The organism is Pseudomonas sp. NPDC090208 (assembly GCF_044746785.1).
Lineage (GTDB): Bacteria > Pseudomonadota > Gammaproteobacteria > Pseudomonadales > Pseudomonadaceae > Aquipseudomonas.
The window spans coordinates 90,635-108,512 of record NZ_JBIVCU010000008.1 but is presented as its reverse complement, the minus strand read 5'-3'; the positions used below and the strand labels follow the sequence as shown (position 1 = coordinate 108,512).

At 59.8% G+C, this 17,878-nt stretch carries 18 protein-coding genes and 1 pseudogene; 13 read left to right on the top strand and 6 right to left on the bottom strand.

Annotated elements, in window-relative coordinates; translation table 11 throughout:
• Positions 1–108 precede the first annotated feature (108 nt).
• The 7 genes from ACIPL0_RS15220 to ACIPL0_RS15190 all read left to right on the top strand — a co-directional run bounded on the left by ACIPL0_RS15220 (position 109) and on the right by ACIPL0_RS15190 (position 8,810).
• Complete coding sequence (locus tag ACIPL0_RS15220; protein WP_400731552.1) at positions 109–1,425, top strand: CitMHS family transporter; 1,317 nt, start codon at positions 109–111, stop codon at positions 1,423–1,425.
• A 68-nt stretch (positions 1,426–1,493) separates the two neighbouring features.
• Positions 1,494–2,420, top strand: a complete 927-nt coding sequence (locus ACIPL0_RS15215; protein WP_400598302.1) for a GntR family transcriptional regulator — start codon at positions 1,494–1,496, stop codon at positions 2,418–2,420.
• Positions 2,421–2,550: 130 nt separating this feature from the next.
• The gene (locus tag ACIPL0_RS15210; protein WP_400598300.1) at positions 2,551–3,981 is read left to right on the top strand and encodes an MFS transporter; all 1,431 of its coding nucleotides are present in this window, start codon (positions 2,551–2,553) and stop codon (positions 3,979–3,981) included.
• Positions 3,982–4,383: 402 nt separating this feature from the next.
• Positions 4,384–4,929 (top strand): sigma-70 family RNA polymerase sigma factor, encoded by a 546-nt coding sequence (locus ACIPL0_RS15205; protein WP_400598299.1) that lies wholly within the window; start codon positions 4,384–4,386, stop codon positions 4,927–4,929.
• Entirely contained in the window at positions 4,929–5,909 is a 981-nt protein-coding gene (locus tag ACIPL0_RS15200; RefSeq protein ID WP_400598297.1) for a FecR domain-containing protein, read from the top strand. The genes ACIPL0_RS15205 and ACIPL0_RS15200 overlap by 1 nt, the downstream gene beginning before the upstream one ends.
• A gap of 93 nt (positions 5,910–6,002) precedes the next feature.
• The gene (locus ACIPL0_RS15195; RefSeq protein WP_400598296.1) at positions 6,003–8,468 is read left to right on the top strand and encodes a TonB-dependent siderophore receptor; all 2,466 of its coding nucleotides are present in this window, start codon (positions 6,003–6,005) and stop codon (positions 8,466–8,468) included.
• A gap of 192 nt (positions 8,469–8,660) precedes the next feature.
• Positions 8,661–8,810: a hypothetical protein gene (locus ACIPL0_RS15190; protein ID WP_400598294.1), complete on the top strand. Its 150-nt coding sequence runs from the start codon at positions 8,661–8,663 to the stop codon at positions 8,808–8,810.
• Position 8,811: 1 nt separating this feature from the next.
• On the opposite strand, the gene ACIPL0_RS15185 is transcribed toward ACIPL0_RS15190, so the two are convergent.
• On the bottom strand, positions 8,812–9,540 hold the full coding sequence (locus ACIPL0_RS15185) for a hypothetical protein (RefSeq protein WP_400598293.1): 729 nt from the start codon (positions 9,538–9,540) through the stop codon (positions 8,812–8,814).
• 365 nt (positions 9,541–9,905) lie between these two features.
• On the opposite strand from ACIPL0_RS15185, the gene ACIPL0_RS15180 reads away from it, so the two are divergent.
• Both ACIPL0_RS15180 and ACIPL0_RS15175 read left to right on the top strand, forming a co-directional pair.
• Complete coding sequence (locus ACIPL0_RS15180; RefSeq protein WP_400598291.1) at positions 9,906–10,601, top strand: 3-oxoacid CoA-transferase subunit A; 696 nt, start codon at positions 9,906–9,908, stop codon at positions 10,599–10,601.
• Between the two features lie 8 nt (positions 10,602–10,609).
• Positions 10,610–11,251 carry a 3-oxoacid CoA-transferase subunit B gene (locus tag ACIPL0_RS15175; protein ID WP_400598290.1) on the top strand — a complete coding sequence of 214 codons (642 nt, stop codon included), beginning with the start codon at positions 10,610–10,612 and terminating at the stop codon, positions 11,249–11,251.
• A gap of 96 nt (positions 11,252–11,347) precedes the next feature.
• On the opposite strand, the gene ACIPL0_RS15170 is transcribed toward ACIPL0_RS15175, so the two are convergent.
• Together ACIPL0_RS15170 and ACIPL0_RS15165 are read right to left on the bottom strand one after the other, a co-directional pair.
• Positions 11,348–11,677: a hypothetical protein gene (locus ACIPL0_RS15170; protein ID WP_400598288.1), complete on the bottom strand. Its 330-nt coding sequence runs from the start codon at positions 11,675–11,677 to the stop codon at positions 11,348–11,350.
• A gap of 73 nt (positions 11,678–11,750) precedes the next feature.
• On the bottom strand, positions 11,751–12,143 hold the full coding sequence (locus tag ACIPL0_RS15165) for a VOC family protein (RefSeq protein WP_400598286.1): 393 nt from the start codon (positions 12,141–12,143) through the stop codon (positions 11,751–11,753).
• A gap of 115 nt (positions 12,144–12,258) precedes the next feature.
• On the opposite strand from ACIPL0_RS15165, the gene ACIPL0_RS15160 reads away from it, so the two are divergent.
• Positions 12,259–13,146, top strand: a complete 888-nt coding sequence (locus ACIPL0_RS15160) for a serine hydrolase domain-containing protein (RefSeq protein WP_400598284.1) — start codon at positions 12,259–12,261, stop codon at positions 13,144–13,146.
• A gap of 123 nt (positions 13,147–13,269) precedes the next feature.
• Here ACIPL0_RS15160 and ACIPL0_RS15155 read toward each other — a convergent pair whose 3' ends face one another.
• From ACIPL0_RS15155 to ACIPL0_RS15145, 3 genes are read right to left on the bottom strand one after another with little or no spacing between them, the layout of a single operon-like run.
• Positions 13,270–14,247, bottom strand: a complete 978-nt coding sequence (locus tag ACIPL0_RS15155; protein WP_400598282.1) for a saccharopine dehydrogenase family protein — start codon at positions 14,245–14,247, stop codon at positions 13,270–13,272.
• The gene (locus ACIPL0_RS15150) at positions 14,244–14,645 is read right to left on the bottom strand and encodes a VOC family protein (RefSeq protein ID WP_400598280.1); all 402 of its coding nucleotides are present in this window, start codon (positions 14,643–14,645) and stop codon (positions 14,244–14,246) included. Before ACIPL0_RS15150 ends, ACIPL0_RS15155 begins: the two co-directional genes overlap by 4 nt.
• Positions 14,646–14,679: 34 nt before the next feature.
• Positions 14,680–15,423 (bottom strand): SDR family NAD(P)-dependent oxidoreductase, encoded by a 744-nt coding sequence (locus ACIPL0_RS15145; RefSeq protein WP_400598278.1) that lies wholly within the window; start codon positions 15,421–15,423, stop codon positions 14,680–14,682.
• 138 nt (positions 15,424–15,561) lie between these two features.
• Here ACIPL0_RS15145 and ACIPL0_RS15140 point away from each other — a divergent pair, with 138 nt between their 5' ends.
• From ACIPL0_RS15140 to ACIPL0_RS15130, 3 genes and pseudogenes are all read left to right on the top strand, one after another.
• On the top strand, positions 15,562–16,458 hold the full coding sequence (locus ACIPL0_RS15140; RefSeq protein ID WP_400598276.1) for an AraC family transcriptional regulator N-terminal domain-containing protein: 897 nt from the start codon (positions 15,562–15,564) through the stop codon (positions 16,456–16,458).
• Positions 16,459–16,689: 231 nt separating this feature from the next.
• Positions 16,690–17,159 (top strand): annotated as a pseudogene (locus tag ACIPL0_RS15135) (TonB-dependent siderophore receptor); the annotation flags it as partial.
• Positions 17,160–17,391: 232 nt separating this feature from the next.
• On the top strand, positions 17,392–17,766 hold the full coding sequence (locus tag ACIPL0_RS15130; RefSeq protein ID WP_400598274.1) for a lysozyme inhibitor LprI family protein: 375 nt from the start codon (positions 17,392–17,394) through the stop codon (positions 17,764–17,766).
• The last annotated feature ends 112 nt before the right edge of the window (positions 17,767–17,878 follow it).

Sequence of the window (17,878 nt, the reverse complement as noted above, 5' to 3'; positions counted from 1 at the left end):
TCAATATTGATTCATCCGGTTCAGTCATCCACCCCGAAATCGGACATGCCGCCCTCCCCTCAGCCGGACGCGGTAAAAAACAAACATAAGAAAAATGGGAGTTCGACCGTGCTGACAATCCTCGGCTTTTCGATGGTCATCTGTTTCATGTACCTGATCCTGACCAAGCGCCTCTCGGCGCTGATCGCTCTGATACTGATCCCTATCCTGTTCGCACTGATCGGAGGTCATTACGCTGGCCTGGGCGGGATGATGCTCGACGGCGTGAAAACCCTGGCGCCTACGGGCGTCATGCTGACCTTCTCGATCCTGTACTTCGGCATCATGATCGATGCGGGCCTGTTCGACGGGCTGGTGCGCTTCATTCTGAAGCTGGTGAAAGGCGACCCTTTGAAGGTGTTGGTCGGTACGGCGGTGCTGACCATGCTGGTGTCGCTGGATGGCGACAGCTCAACCACCTACATGATTGCGTGCGCTGCCTTCCTGCCGCTGTATCAGCGTCTGGGCATGAGCGTTCTGGGCATGACGTGCCTGGTCAACATCGCCAGCGGGATCATGAATATCTCACCGTGGGGTGGCCCGACTGCACGCGCTGCTGCCGCCCTTCATGTCGATGCGATGGACATTTTCCTCCCCATGATTCCAGGCATGCTCATCGGTGCTGCCTGCCTGGTGTTCACCGCTGTGATCCTGGGGCGAAAAGAGCGTGCACGACTGGGAATCATCCATCTGGATGACTTCCACAACGGCTCCATGGCACTGGGTAACGGTTCCGCCGAAGAATGTGACGGAAATCGCCGTCCGAACATGTTCTGGCCGAATCTCATTCTGACCCTGACGCTGATCACCTGCCTGATTCTGGGCCTGATGCCGATTCAGATCCTGTTCATGGTCGGCTTTGCCATCGCCATCATGCTCAATTACCCGAAAATCGAAGATCAAAAGGCACGGATTGCGGCTCACGCAGCCAACGTACTCGCGGTGACAGCCGTTATTTTCGCAGCCGGCATATTCACCGGGATCCTGTCAGGCACCGGCATGGTGGACTCCATGGCCAAGAGCCTGCTGTACGTGATACCGCCAAGCTTTGGGCCGTTCCTGGCAGTGTTTACCGCCATCGTCAGCCTGCCGTTCACCTTCTTCATGTCGAACGACGCGTTCTATTTCGGGATCTTGCCCGTCATTGCTCAGACAGCCGCGCAGTACGGCATTACTCCGCTGGAGATTGCCCGCGCTTCGGTCGTTGGCCAGCCCGTGCACCTTTTAAGCCCGCTGGTACCTTCACTTTATCTGTTGGTTGCCATGGCAAAGGTGGACTTGGGAGACCATCAGCGCTTCGCGCTGAAATGGGCGATTCTCGCAAGCTTCGGCCTGCTGGCGGGTGGCCTTCTGTTCGGTGCCTTCCCGCTCTATCAGGTGCGATGAACGCCGGCACCAGCACAGCGGCAAAGATCGGAAACGCTCTCTGCCGCTGCACAAGATGACGCGTTAGAATGCAGGCCTCTGGTTCAGCTCTCCTGGTTCCCGATCCAATGCCTTTAAGCCCGCTGCAAGCACGCATAGCGCGTGACATCGTTTCTCACGTACGCCGTGAACGCTTCGCCGTTGGTCATCACCTGGTCGAGTCTCAGTTGGCCGCGACGCTCAACGTGTCACGCACGCCGGTCAAGTTCGCCATGGGTCACCTGGTTGAGAAAGGCATGCTGACCTATGACCGCAACAGAGGCTTCTTCCTGGCCCGGGCAAGTGATGATCTGGGTGATCTGGTGTCCGAGGTCATGGAGGACACTGACGATCCTCTGTACCTGAAGTTCGCTGAACTACGCCTCAGTCGACAGCTTCCGGAGCTGTTCACCGAGATCGAGTTCATGCGTCAGTTCGACGTCTCCAGAGCAGCGCTGCGCGCTGTGTTGTCACGCATTCAACAGGAAGGCTGGGTTGAGCAACGCGCGGGTCAGGGATGGCGTCTGCTGCCCATGATCGACTCCGTTGAGGCCTACGAGGAAAGCTACTCCTTCCGCGCGACCATCGAACCCTCCGGGATTCTGTCGCCGACCTTTCAGATTGACCGCGAGACATTGGCGGCCTGTCGTCGACAGCAAGAGTTCATCGCCAATGGTGGGTATCTGACGATGACTCCGCAGGAGCTTTTCGAAGCCAACTCTCACTTCCATGAGACCTTGGCCGCTTGCTCCGGAAACCGCTTCCTGCAGCAAACCGTGCGTCGGCTCGACCAATTGCGCCGCCTTGTGGAATACCGCCAAGCCAGCTCACGTACCCCTCGTAAAGGACAGGCCGAAGAGCACCTCGCGATTCTTGATTGCCTGGAACGAGGCGACCGCTTGGCCGCTGCCGATCAAATGCGCCGCCATCTGGAACAGGCACGACGCCACAAAGTCGACCCCGCTCTCTTCGAATAATCCCTACCGCCCCTTCTTCCAGAGCTGTCACGCGATCTTTCCAGATCGCGTGCGCTCCCTGCTGCCCGCCGATCCGCAACTGAGGCCCCAAGTTAGTCGTCGGCTTCATCTGCTTTTCACGAAACGCAGATTGACTTATATCGTTACAAAGTTCATTTTGAATCCAGCAAAACAAACGCGCTCCCGCATGCGTGTCCGCCTGAACACAACCCCATGCCTGAAGCTTGGTTACGCACACCACAATCAAAATAATGGTGACCACATGTCATACCGTCGAGGCTGGATAGCCGTCTTCCTTTTCACCCTGGCCATGATCAATTACATGGATCGCATCGCGCTTTCCATCGCCGCCAAACCTATCGCCGAAGAGTTCCACCTCTCGTCCGTGGGGATGGGCTATCTGTTCTCGTCCTTCATCTGGAGCTACGCGCTGTTCCTGATTCCAGTCGGTCTGCTGATCGACAAGTACGGCGTCAAACGCGTCGGTGGCCTGGGTATTTTCATCTGGTCTCTGGCTACGGCGCTGACCGGAGCCGCCTCCAGCTTCGCCAGCTTGCTGACTGCACGCCTGGTCATGGGCGCTGGTGAATCGGTCAGCAATCCAGTAGGTGCAAAAGTCATCCGTGAATGGATTCCCAGCACCGAACGCGGCACCATCACCGCCATCTTCAACAGCGGCTCCTACGCTGGCCCAGCCATTTGCTCAGTGGTGCTGGCTGCACTGGTGGCAGCATTCGGATGGCGCATGTCGTTCGTGATCGCGGGTGCCATTGGATTTGTCTGGCTGGTGGCCTGGTATTTCTTCTACGACAAACCAGAGAAGGTGAAATGGCTGGCCGAAGGGGAACGCGAACACATCGTCGCTACCCGCGCCACCAGCTCGGCAGGCAACGGTTCCACTACCGCCTATGGGCTGAAAAAGCTGCTGAAAACGCCAACGCTGTGGGGCTTGGCCATCGCACAGGGCTGCAACGTCTACACCCAGTATCTGTTCCTGACCTGGCTGCCAAGCTATTTGCAGGAAGTACGGCACCTGACCATTGCCAAGAGCGGCCTGTTCACGGCCATCCCTTATGCAGCCGCCGTGGTGCTGTGCATTGTGATCGGCAAGCTGAGCGACCAGTATCTGAAGAATGGCAGTGGCGCCGCCTCTGGCAAACGCCGTAACGTCATCGCCCTGACCATGCTGATCGCAAGCTGCATTCTGCTGATCCCGTTCGCCGACAACATCGCCCTCCTGGTGCTGATTTTCTCTCTCACCCTGGCAGGGATTGCTTCGACCACATCACTGAACTTCTCATTGCTCAACGACATGCTCCCAAGCTCGGGCGATGTGGGCCGGGCGATGGCATTCGTCGTGGTGGGCGGGAACATCTTCGGCATGTTGGCTCCCGTTGTGACGGGCTATGTCATCAACGAAACGGGCAGCTACAACTGGGCCTTCGCCATTGCAGGCGGACTGCTGGTAACCGGTGCAATTGTGATTCTGAGCATGACCAGAAAGCCGATGATTCCGGCAGAGCAATTGATTAACGAGACTCTAGTCCCGCATACCGCGTGAAGGCTGTGTTCATCCATGTTTTTTCTGAACTCAGCGCCCTCATGGCGCTGAGTTAGAGTCCGCAGGATGTCTTCCAAGAACAAGTCGAGTCTGAGAGATCACACTTATGTTTGCCCGGGTGTCCGGTTCGTCTCCTGAAAATTGCCATTCCTCCACTGAATGGAGGGCTCGCAGTTTTGGATTCGCGAGGCATCGATCATCAGAAAAAGAGTTCACCGCTGCTGGAGCACTTCCCAATCCGTGAACCTACCTTGAGCCTTCTCTTCGCACCGGCTTCGGGCGCGAGCTTATGGAACGGCACCCGAGGGATGAACCAATTGCATTTCAGTATCAAACTCTCAATAATCCCGCACAAGTGATATCAATTCTCTTTCGATAGTATTTCTCAGGTAAGTCAAATCAATGCCGAACCCGCCTTCTGCGTCTGTCGAGCACCTTTATGCTGAGCACAACGCCTGGTTGCGTCACTGGCTGAGCTGGCGTCTCGGGTCGAGTGTCGATGCGGCGGACTTGGCACAGGACACCTTTGTGAGACTGTTGCTCAAGCCTGTGCAGCCTGTTTTCGATAACGCACTGGCTGCTCGCGGCTATCTTCGCAAGATCGCGAATGGTATCTGCATCAACCTCTGGCAGAGGCGAGAGATCGAGCAGGCGTGGCTCGACACCCTGGCCGCTCAACCAGAGCGCTACGCGCCGTCGGCAGAACAGAGTGCGGCCGTATTACAAGCCTTGCAGGAGGTCGGCCAGATGCTGCTCGAGCTGCCCGCCAAAGCCGCGCAAGCGTTTGTACTGGCGGTGGTGTGTCAAATGACTGACCGTGAAGTGGCAGCACAATTGGGCGTGTCCGATCGCATGGTACGCAAGTACGTGGCGCGGGCGATGCTGGGCTGCCTGCAATTACAGGCGGCGTCCGAGGCGACGGCGCTCTGCGCCGAGACACCCTACTGATGCCTGCCCAGTCCGGGTTCAAGGTCATGGAGCAGGCCGCCGAGTGGTATGCCGAATTACGCTGTGGCGACGTCGGTCCGGCGCAGCAAGCAGCCTGGCGTCGATGGATCGAGGCCGACCCAGCCCATCGTGAGGCATGGGAGGCCGTGCAATCCATCAGTCGGCGCTTCGATCCATTGCAAAAGCTGCCGGACCGCCGTCGTGCTGCTGACGATCTGTTGCTGGCGCACCAGCGCGTCAGACGCCGCGCCGTGTTGCGCAGTCTCGGTTTGCTCGCCGGCATCGGTGCCTTCTGGTCAAGCTGGCGCCTGACGCCGCTGCCCACCTGGGGTGCCAGCCTGATCGCCGATTACCGCAGCGGTATTGGCGAGCTGAGGGACGTGCAATTGCCGGATGGTAGCCGCGTCTGGTTAAACACCACGACGGCCTTTGATATGGACTTCTCCGGTAGCGAGCGCCTGGTGCACCTGCTCATGGGCGAGATTCTGATCGATACGGCACACGATGCCGAGCGACCCTTTATCGTCAGTACCACGCAAGGCCGCTTCCGGGCGTTGGGCACCGAATTCAGCGTCCGATTGCGCGATCAGGAAACCGATCTCACGGTTTTCAAGGGCGCAGTTGAAGTCAGCCGTCCCGACAGCAGCGAACATCGGGTCGTTCCGGCGGGTCAGCGACAAACCGTCACGGTGGATCCGTTGCCACCGACGGCCCCGGCAGACCTTGCAAGGCGGGCGTGGTCCGGGGGCATGTTGCTGGCTCAGGACATTCCGCTGGGCCAGGTGCTCGAAGAACTGTCGCGCTATCAGTTCGGCCACATCTCAATCGATCCTGCGGTGGCGCAGTTGAATGTATTCGGCACCCTGCCGGTGCGTGATGTCGACGCCGCACTGTCCATCCTCGCCTCGTCTCTGCCGATCGAAATCGACCGACGCCTGCCGTGGTGGACCACCATTCGCGCACGCCGCGCCAGTACCTGATTTTTTTTGCCGATGCGGTTCCGCTTTTCAGCGCCTCGCCGGGTTAAGGGAGTGAATCCCTACTCATCTCATTGTCTCGAGGACAAGGAACCGATGCTGTATCGTCCCAAACGCGCCCCCTTCGCCGCCCCGCTGGGCCTGTGCACCGCCCTGCTGAGCGTCGCCGCCTGCTCGTTGCCAGCCACCCATGCGCTGGCCGCAGAAACCGCCACCCGCCAATACGATATTCCTGCCGGCCCCTTGAGCAGCGTGCTGTCGCGCTTCGCCAGCGAGTCGGGAATTTATCTGGTGGGCCTCAGCGAGATGGCCCAAGGGCGCAACAGCCAGGGTTTGCACGGTCGCTACGAAGTCAATGCGGGCCTGACCCTGCTGCTGGCCGGCAGCGGTCTTGCCGCACAGATGATCGGCGACAATCAGTACCGCCTGCAGGCTGCAGACACGTCGGCGATGGAACTGAGCGCGATCAACGTCAACAGCCGTCTGGGCTCGACCACTGAAGGCACGGGCTCGTACACCACCGGCGCGATCACCCTGGGCAAGGGCGAACACAGCATCAAGGAAACGCCACAGTCGGTGACCGTCATCACCCGCAAGCGCATGGACGACCAGAACCTCAACACCATCGAGCAGGTACTGGGGCAAACCCCGGGCGTGACCGTCACCGGCTCCCCCATGGGTGGCAGCTATTTCTTCTCCCGCGGTTTCAGGATGGACGCGCCGTTCCAGTACGACGGCGTGCCGCTGGACGTCGGTGGCAACTACGTGCAGGCCAACAGCTTCAGCAGCGACATGGCGTTCTACGACCACGTGGAATTTCTGCGCGGTGCCGCAGGCATGATGCAGGGCGCAGGCACCCCGGCAGGCGCAGTCAATCTGGTGCGCAAGCGCGGCCAGAGCACGCCGACCACCACCCTCACGCTGTCGGGCGGGACCTGGGACAACTACCGCACGCAAATCGATGTCGGCGGCCCGCTCAACGAAGCCGGTACCCTGCGTGGCCGGGCGATTGTCGGCGAGCAGAGCCGGCATTACTTCTACGACTACGGCAAGCGCGAAGACCAGGTGGCCTATGGCGCGCTGGATTATGACTTCAACGACGACACCACCGCCGGCATCGGGATCGCCTATGAAAAGCTGCAGGCCACACCCTGCTTCGGCGGTTTGCCCAGCTACAGCGACGGCTCGGACATCAAGCTCAAGCGCTCCACCTGCCTGGGTGCCAGCTGGAACCACTGGGACAGCGAGCGCACCACCGTTTTCGCCGACGTCAAGCACCGCTTGAACGATGACTGGAACGCACGCCTGGCCGGAACCTGGACCCACAACCAGCAGAACATGAAGTACGTGCAAGGCGTCGGCGTCGGCACGGTAACGCCAGGGGCGACGTCCTCGTCGATCCAGTCCATCGGCGCGCTGTTCGACTACGACTCGGTGGACTACGGTTTCGATGGTTACCTGGATGGCAAATTCCGTGCCTTCGGCCTTGAGCATCAACTGACCGTGGGCGCCAACACCAGCTATTCCCACAGCCATGACGTCTGGGCGCTGGCCTTCATGCAGCAGCGTGAGGACGTGTTCAACCCGACGCACTTCGTCCAGCCCAGCGACAGCTACATCATCGACAACAGCTACCGTGGCGGTGCGCCCTACCCGGCCAAGACCACGGTCAAGCAACAGGGTGTCTATGGCAATCTGCGTCTGAAACTGGCTGAGCCCCTGACGCTGGTGCTCGGCGCGCGGGTCAGCGACTGGCACTACACCAACGACAGCCACGCATTTGGCGTCGCGCCCACCGACGAGCGTCGGGAGACTGGCCAAGTCACACCGTTCGCCGGCGTACTGCTGGACATCACCCAGAACCTGACCCTGTACGCCAGCTATGCCGACGTGTTCCAACCCCAGTCCGACATCGACGCCAGCGGCAAGGTACTCGACCCCAAGACCGGCAAGAACTACGAACTGGGGATCAAGGGCGAGTGGTTCGACGGCGCGCTCAACGGTTCGGCGAACCTGTTCCGGACTTATCAGGAACACGCCGCCGTTGCGGTCGACGACGCGACGATCTGCGATTCATGCTCGGTCGACAGCGGCAAGATCCGCGCCCAGGGTGTGGAACTGGAACTCAACGGTTCGCCCCTCGATCGCTTGCAGGTCAGCGCAGGCTACACCTACACCACCACCGAAACCCTGAGCCCGGTGGACAACCTCAACGTCGCCGTGAGCAACGGCACCACCTACAACACCCTGATTCCACGCCACTCGCTGCGCCTGTGGAGCGACTACCAACTGGACGGCGAACTGAACCGCTGGACCGTGGGCGGAGGCGTCACCGCCCAGAGCGAAATCTCGCGCCTGGCCAGCGGCTTCAAGACCGAACAGGCCGGATACGCCTTGTGGAACGCGCGCCTGCAATACCGCATCGACGATCACTGGAGCGTGGCGCTCAACGGCAACAACCTGTTTGACCGCACGTACTACGCCACCATCGGTAACCGCACCGGCAGCAACTATTACGGTGATCCGCGCAACTACATGGTGACGTTGAAAGGGAGCTTCTAGACCGCGCAGACATAGTGAGCATCCGCTTTCACTAAATCCGGCTGCCGACTTTAGCGCCAGCTTGCTGACAACATGACACCGCAACCTCCGCCCAGTTGAGGTCGCAGCAAACAGAAAAGCCACGGGAATCAATCCGGTGGCTTTTTTGTGGCTGGCGGGTGCGTGAGGAGAAGCCGAGCAACAGACTCAGACTTGCGCCATGCCGCCATCGACAAACACTTCGCTGCCATTCACGAAACTGCTGTCGTCGGAGGCCAAAAAGGCGACGACCTTCTTCAAGAGAATCAGGCAGCAGAGATGGCTGAAACTGCGATCAACCCGCGTGACTCGGCGTACAAATGAGTCAACACGTCTGCCTGACCCCATCGGACTCAACCGCCAGACCGTGGCGGTTGATGATTTCCACGACGTCTTCGGCCTGAATAAACCCCGATGCGCCCGTTCGGCTGACAGCCTCGAAAATTCCCTGAATCACCTCTTCAAGGTCCGGAATCACCGCCTGTGTGGCCCGGCAAAAGGCCAATCGAATACACCGCCCCTTCCCCACGTGCCGAACCAGCATCTCCCAACCATGGCCCTCAGGAAGCCCCGGGGTGATCGGTACCGTTAGCGCGGTCAGTTCCTCGTCGTAGGCAGGTCTCAGACGATGCGCACGCGTCGGGTTTTCCATGAACCATGTGGTGTCATCTGCCTTCCAGGGCGCAGTCTCTACCGAGTGCATGGAGGCCGGGGACGATGTATCGAAACGGATCAAATGATCGGTGCGCTCAGCTGACTTTTCCTCGGCCGACTCATCAGCCGGTACCCAGGACCCCAATTGCAATTCCAGCTGGACGTGCTGCATCTGAATCGGCAGCCCGTTGCACGAGGGGTAAAAGCCGGTGGCATGCACTGAGAAGAGCACAGGTCGGCAACACTCACCTGTCAGCACCACGCGGTCTTCACGGCTGAAGCCGGCGAATACACTGGCGTTGTACTCGAACTGCGCGCCACATAACCCGCAGTGCCGTCCGGCTCGCTCCAGAATCCTGGGAAACGTCTTTTCAAAGCGACGACGATAACTGCGGCTCATAAGTACCTCGCCTTCCAATGATTGGCTTCAGGTAGTGGGGAATCTGCGGATCTCCTCGGCCCCACGGCAAGAATAGCGTTCATTACTGAATCCGCAGGTACTGATGGGTCGAATCACCACGCTTGAAAGCAACGCGCCGAAAACTTCGGTGCCTGCACTGTGAACAGATCAGCCCGGCAATGCTCGTAAATCGCACAACCGTTCGATAACCGCACAAATTCCGCCAAAGCCTCTCTACTGTTGCCCCATCTTGCGGCACGCTTTAACCCAAGGCAGCAAACAACGCCAAGCGCTATGGCCCGATCGCTTCAATGCGGGATGGCCAGATCGATAATCCACACTCCAGGAACACCCAGGAGCTCGCTTTGATCAATAAAACGTTCGAGTCCATCGCCAGCGCGGTGGAAGGGATCACCGATGGTTCAACCATCATGGTCGGAGGCTTCGGCACTGCCGGCATGCCGTCCGAGCTCATCGATGCGCTGATCGACACCGGTGCCCGCGACCTGACCATCATCAGCAACAATGCCGGCAACGGCGAGATCGGCCTGGCGGCCCTGCTCAAGGCGGGCAGCGTGCGCAAGGTGGTCTGCTCGTTTCCGCGCCAGTCCGACTCCTACGTCTTCGACGAACTGTACCGGGCCGGCAAGATCGAGCTGGAAGTAGTGCCGCAAGGCAACCTGGCCGAGCGCATTCGCGCAGCGGGTTCGGGCATCGGTGCGTTCTTCTCGCCGACCGGCTACGGCACCCTGCTGGCCGAAGGCAAGGAAACCCGTGAGATCAACGGCCGCCAGTACGTCCTGGAAATGCCGCTGCACGCCGACTTCGCATTGATCAAGGCGTACAAGGGTGATCGTTGGGGCAACCTGATCTACCGCAAGGCCGCCCGTAACTTCGGCCCGATCATGGCCATGGCCGCGAAGACCGCCATCGCTCAGGTCGACCAAATCGTCGAACTCGGCGAACTGGACCCGGAGCACATCATCACTCCGGGCATCTTCGTCCAGCGCGTGGTCGCCGTTTCCGGCACTGCCGCTTCTTCGATCGCCAACGCTGTCTGAGGCCTGCCATGACCATTACCAAAAAGCTCTCCCGCACCGAAATGGCTCAGCGCGTGGCCGCAGACATTCAGGAAGGCGCGTACGTCAACCTGGGCATCGGCGCTCCGACCCTGGTGGCCAACTACCTGGGCGACAAGGAAGTATTCCTGCACAGCGAGAACGGTCTGCTGGGCATGGGCCCAAGCCCGGCTCCGGGCGAGGAAGACGATGACCTGATCAACGCCGGCAAGCAGCACGTCACCCTGCTCACCGGTGGTGCCTTTTTCCATCACGCCGACTCGTTCTCGATGATGCGCGGCGGCCACCTGGACATCGCCGTACTGGGCGCCTTCCAGGTGTCGGTCAAGGGCGACCTCGCCAACTGGCACACCGGCGCCGAAGGTTCGATCCCGGCCGTCGGCGGCGCGATGGACCTGGCCACTGGCGCCCGTCAGGTGTTCGTGATGATGGACCATCTGACCAAGTCCGGCGAAAGCAAGATCGTGCCCGAATGCACCTACCCGTTGACCGGGATCGGTTGCGTCAGCCGCATTTACACCGACCTGGCCGTGCTGGAAGTCACCGCAGATGGCCTGAAAGTGGTAGAGATCTGCTCTGACATCGACTTCGACGAGTTGCAGAAACTCAGTGGCGTACCGCTGATCAAGTGATCCCCTGAATCCGCCCGCACGCGCCCGCTTGCTGGCGGAGGGCCGAAAGGTCTTGCACTGCAGATGGCGGCGGCTTCCACGCCGCCAACGTTGTGCCTACACCACCTGTCGCAGATAGCCCTTGATCAAACCTAACGGCGCATCCAGCGAGTCGAGTGTTTGAGCGGCGTGGAGATCGGCGCACAGGTACTGAAGCTCACGCCCAAGCGGCTTGTCGGCGCCGCCCATTGCGTCAAGGGCCATCAGCAGACACTCGTCAAGCTTGCGCTGAATGCCCTCCACATCCTTCCTGGCCACCAGCAGCTCGAACACATCACGCTGGTAGTCACCCATGATCAGATCATCACGCAGGATGGGACTTTGATCTTCTGTTTCGTAAGCCAGTTTCAGGCAGAAAAGAGCGACTGTTTCCAGCGTCGACTCCATTGTGTAAATCCTTGAGCAATGTTGTATCGGGTTCGGACAGACAGTCTCCGGTAACCGGCCATGGCCGGGTCTGTCAGGCGTTGAAGAATACAGCAATCTTGTTGCCGGTCGGATCTCGCAGATAGGCCACGTAGAAATCGGGCGTGTAAGCGGCGCGTGTTCCTGGAGCGCCCTCGTCCGTTCCTCCCTGAGCCAGAGCGGCAGCGTACAACGCGTCGACCTCGGCCCGAGACCCGGCACGAAACGCCGGCATCATCCCGTTACCTGCCGTGGCAGGCCCGCCATCGAAGGGTTTGCCGACATGCACCGTGCCCGGGCCATTGAGTTTATCGACGGTGTCGGCAAGCGAGTAGCTGCTGACCGCTTCGGAATAATCTTTTTCGTACCCCAACGGCAGAAGGATTGAATCGTAGAAGGCTACGGATGCATCGACATCATTTGCGCCGATCCACAGATAACTGAGCATGATCGTCTCCTGGGGCTGCTTCAGGGATACCTCATGGGATCCGTTCAATTCACTCTCGTGAGTGGCTGGGATATCGTGTCGAACTGTTGATCCACCCAGCGCATCAAGGACGCCAATGCTCAGCTCGTTCATGCTAAATGGCAAGCCACTCCCATCTGAACCATCCCGCGTGAGGGTTCCCTGGTGGAGCTTCACCAAGACCGTACTGGCTGCAACAGTGCTTACATTGGTGCGTGACGGACGTATCGGATTGGACAACGAGATTCTCAATCAGCCTTTCACGTTACGCCAGTTACTCCGGCATGAGGCCGGTCTGGCCGATTACGGCGAACTGGCGGAGTACCACGCCGCCGTCGCAAACGATGAGCCTGCCTGGTCGGCGGATGAAATGATGCAACGTCTTGACGGTCTTCGCCTTCGATACGACCCCGGTACGGGGTGGCGCTACTCGAATATTGGCTACTTGCTGATCGGCACGCTCATCCAACAAATGACTGACCTGACACTTGAAGAGGCAGTGAATCAGCGGGCGCTGATCCCTCTGGGTCTTACTGATGTCAGCTTCGCGAAGACGCGGGCAGATCTCAGAACAACTGCGTCGGGAATCCTCCCTGATTACGACCCTGGATGGGTCTACCACGGATTGCTGACCGGCCCCGTATCGCAAGCAGCGCTGTTCCTGGATCGCCTTTTAGCCGGAAATCTTCTCTCTGAGGGCTTGCTTGAGGCAATGCAGACAGCACGACCGTTGGGCGGCCCGATGTCTGGACGTCCCTGGATCACAGCCGGCTACGGACTAGGCGTGATGAAAGGTTCAGTCGACGGCGGACTGCCGCTATGCGGACACACAGGATGCGGGCCTGGCAGCGTCATTGCCGTTTACCGCGTGACCGATGGTGATGCATCGGCTTGCGGTGCTGTTTTTGCGGCGGGTGCCACTGAAGGAGGCATCGAGAACCGGGTTGCGGGAGCGCTTGTAAAAGCCATGCGAGGCATCACTTGAAAAAAGCCCACCCGTTCACCGCCCTGTATCTCCGGCCCCTGGAAAACCTGAATACGGTCATCAAGGCCCAGGCAGAATTCTACTCGGGGAAGATCGAGGCCGTGCAAGCCAGCCCCGACGGCCTCAGAAATCGGTGATCAACGTCCCCTCGATACGCTCGGCAAACCCTCCACCGAAGACCTTGGCCGGTGTAGCGAAACCCGACAGGCGCTCGCCGTCCAGCACCCGCCGTGCTGCCTCCACTGCCGCCAGAGGCGTGTAGGAATAGCCGTTCACGGTTTCGATCACCGACCGGGCGATTACTCTGTCAACGCCAATGACCTCAACCACTGCTCGGGCACGATGCGCCTCCCTTTCCTCGGGCGTCGGACCATCGGGCAGTTTTGAGAGATCGCCTTCTGGAAACGCATCGCCTGAAATGTGCACGAACATCGCGATGTTCGGAATGCCCGTCGAGTGCCAGCCCGTCACCAGATCACCAAACGACAGCGGCACGCACAGGACCGGGCCGTCACCGAAATCGAAATGACGCGGTGTTGCGTCAGGCGTTGCGATCAGTTCGCCATCGACCCTCGCCATGACCCCTGCCCCGATGATTTCGCTGACGCTCATGGCCGAGCCACGGGACATCGAGCCTGGGACTTGAAGCGCGATGCTCAGTGCGCAAGGCTGCTCGACACGCCTGGCCACATGCACCGCCAGCGAATCCGTCGGCACCACGTCCCAACCCACACCCGGCAAGAGCATGACGTGATGCGCAGCGGCTTCTGCGCCGAGTTGCTCGGACAGTCGGTAGACGTTGATCTCTGCGGTGATATCCAGATAGTCGACCCCGGCCGTGATACAGGCGCGCATCAACGGCTCTGCGGTGTGCGCAAAGGGGCCGGCGAAATTGAGCAGGACCGAGATACCAGACAACGAACCCGCCACATCCGCGTCGGCATTGAACACCCGAAACGGCACCTCCAGTTGCGCAGCAAGTTCGGTAAGACGCGCGTGATTGCGCCCGGCGATTTCGAACCGCAGGCCCAGCGCTTTCGCTCGTTCAGCGGCCATGCGGCCGGTATAGCCGGTGGCGCCGTAGATCAGTAGTGCGCTCATTGGGCGTGCTGCCATTTTTTATAAACGAATTCGAGGCTGTACCCATCCGGGTCCAGCACATTGGCGGCGTAGTAATCCGGGTCGTAGTGCAGACGCGCGCCTGGCGCGCCGTTGTCGACTGCGCCCTCTTTCATGGCCGCGGCGTAAGCGGCGTCCACTTCAGCCTTGCTCTTGGCGACGAACCCCACATGGGCGGCACATCCTTCAACGATCCCCTCACGCAGCCAGAAAAACATCCGGCCATGGGCGCCGAAGCCTTTGAGGTCGGGATGCCCCGGCGGGCCGTCCTTGCCGTCGTAGTCCAGGCGCGCGGTGATGCCCAACGGCGCCAACGCCGCTTCATAGAAACGGATGGAGCGGGTGATGTCGCTGACCGACAAAAAGACATGATCCAGCATTGCGTAATCCTCAAAGGGTGTAGCTGTCGGCGGCTCAGATGTTGTAGCCGCCCGCGACTTCGATGGTCTGGGCGTTGATCCAGCCGCCGTCCTGCGACAGCAACATGGCGATCACGCGTGCGACGTCCTCCGGTTCACCTACCCTGCCCAGCGCAGTCTGCCCCGCCAGCAAGGCCTCGAACTCATCGTTCAAGCCACCGCCAAGCTCGGTGCGGATCGCGCCGGGTGACACGGCGTTGGCCCGAATCCGTCGTTCGCCAAACTCCTTGGCCATGTAACGCGTGAGCACTTCGAGCCCGCCCTTGAACGCCGCGTAAGGCGCAACACCCGTCGTGGCGACGCGGGTGGTCGCGCTGGTCAGGTTGACGATACTCGCGCCGTCCGCCAGCAGCGGCAGCAATGTCTGCGTGAGGAAGAACGGGCCTTTGAGATGGACATTGAACAGGCCATCGAACTGCGCTTCGCTGACGCTGGCCAAGGGATTGAACAGACCATAGCCGGCATTGTTGACCAGACCGTTCAGCGTGGTGACGCCCCAGGTCTCGTGCAAGGCCAGTGCCACTGACTCGCGAAACCCGGAGAAGCTTGCAACGTCAGCCACATCAAGCTTCAGCGCGATGGCCTTGCCTCCCGCGTGCTCGATACGTTCAACGACCGAAGCGGCTGCTTCCGGATGGCTGTTGTAGGTCAGGATGACACCCATACCCCGTTGAGCAATGTGCTCGGCGGTACTGGCACCGATGCCGCGACTTCCACCCGTAATGACGATGACGCTCATGTGCTGATCCTCAGTGCTTCGAATGAGGACTCAGCGTACTGATCACCCCAACCCGGAGCGCACCCGTTTCTGCTCGAAACCTGCCTGTTTCTGCTTTTTACTTGCAGCACATCAGCGTCTGCCCTCAGCATGCCCGGCATGGACAATCAATTGAACGAACTCAGGTCACTCGCGGCCAAGGCGGAGAACCGGCGAACGGAAACCGGCATTCCCCGCGTGGCCATGGTCAAGGGCAAGATCCCCGAGCACATGCTCGCGGCGGTCTATGACCCGATGATCAACGTGATTCTGCAAGGCAGCAAAAGCATGACTGTGGGCGACCGCACGCTGCGCTATGACCCCGCGACCTACTTCGTGATGTCCATCGACCTGCCTGCCGTGGGCTCGGTGCATCCTGCCGAAACTGGGGAGCCGTATCTGGCCGTCAGCCTGACACTCGACCCGACAGTGTTATCCACGTTGTTTGCCGACCTGCCCGAACCTGCCAGTCGTCTCAATCACACGCCCGGCTTTTCAGTCGCGTCCATGACTACCGATCTGATGGACGCCTGGGTTCGAATGTTGAGGCTGATAGGTGACCCGGCAGCCATCGCAGCCCTGGCCCCGGTCTACGAGCGTGAAATCATTTTCCGCGTGCTGCAGGGGCCCCTTGGCTGGATGCTGCGAGAGATCGCGGCGCCCGACAGCGCGATGGCCCGTGTGAACCTGGCGGTCCAGTGGATCCGCCGCGACTTCGCTCAGCCCATCGGCGTCGAACGCCTGGCGGAGCGAGCCTCGATGAGCGTCTCGGCGTTTCATCGGCACTTCAAGGCCGTGACCAACCTGAGCCCGTTGCAGTATCAGAAACGCGTGCGCCTGCTCCAGGCCAGAACACTGATGGTGGCGAATGCGAAGAGCGTCATGGCGGCTGCGTTCGAGGTCGGCTATGAAAGCGCGACCCAGTTCAGCCGGGACTACGCGAAGCTGTTCGGCCTTCCCCCCTCTCAGGATGCGAGCAGAATCCTTGGGCAAGCGCGAGTCATTGCAGACGATTGAACGGCATACCACAGGTAACTGTGACTTGCAGCTTTCGGCTAAAAGCGGTCGCTCATTGCAGAGGAATACATCCCGATGTTCCCAGCCAATTTGCTTCTTTCCTGAGTCAAAACTCGTTTGCGACTGCCGTACGCCATCCTCATGCCTGAGCTCCACCGACACGCATGCTGCAAGTTGCCGTGTGGGTCCATGCTCTTGGCTCAGTGACTGCTCCGGGAACAAGGCTCGCCATACTCGGTGGCTTCTGGCGAGCAACAATCCAAGGGCATCGAGGCGGAAATCAAGGCCCGCCTGGACCGGAACTGGGACTGTTGGCCTCCTACACCTACACCTACACCCACGCCGAGATCACCAAGAGCAACAACGGTGACCAAGGCAATCGCCCGGCCAACGTGCCCAAACACATGGCCTCCGCGTGGCTGAACTACACCTTCCATGACACGGCGTTGAAGGGCTTGAGCCTGGGCGGAAGTGTTCGGTATACCGGCGTGTTGTACGGCGACAACGCCAACACCTGCCACATCGACAACTACACACTGTTCGATGCCGATGCGAGCTACCCGATAAACCAGAGCGTGACGGTCTCGGTGAACGCGCAAAATTTGCTCGACACGGACTACGTCGCTTCTTGTGATGACTCATACGAGTGCTATCCGGGTATGCGCCGTACGTTGCTGACCAGCGTGAAATATTCCTGGTGATCAGAGTACGTTCAATCGTGCAGATGCCTTTCAGGTACTGAACCAGAGTGAGGCCGTCGACATCATCACTGCCGACGGCCCCGCAGCTCGTCCAGACTCCACCGCCTGTGTCGCACGCGACGTGAGCGGTGTCATGAAACGAAACATCTGGTTTTTCATCGCCCCCTCGGGTCTCATGATAAATTCTCGCCCCGCCTTCTAACCCATAGAGGGCATTCAAGGAGAGAAACACGTGATCAAGTCTTCGTTGATTGGCGTACTGCTGACACTGGCATCCGCATCGGCCTTTGCAATGAGCTGCGACAGCCCTAGAAACGCCTATGACCGGACATACTGCGCGTCGCTGAAAATGGTTCAGTCGGATCAGGACATCAATGAACAGTACAAGAAAACCATGAGCGCTCTGAACCCGGATCAAAAGAAAAAAGTCAAAGATGCTCAGATCCAGTGGATCAAAATCCGTGACAACGCATGCTCCAACGACGGCCTGCTCTACTTGGGTTGCGCCAACGAAAAGACCGAGGCGCGTATCGTGATACTCAAAGCCATTGAGCGTGAATGCCGCGCTGCGGGCTGTGACGACGCCAAGCTGTCGCAAGTCGAGTAGACCGTACCCACCGGGTGCCTTGCTGCCATGCCAAACGCCCCTGCCGTGCGCCCTCTGTAGCAGCACGGCTTGCTGGCGGTAGCGATCTCAAATACACCTCCGCGGGCAAGCC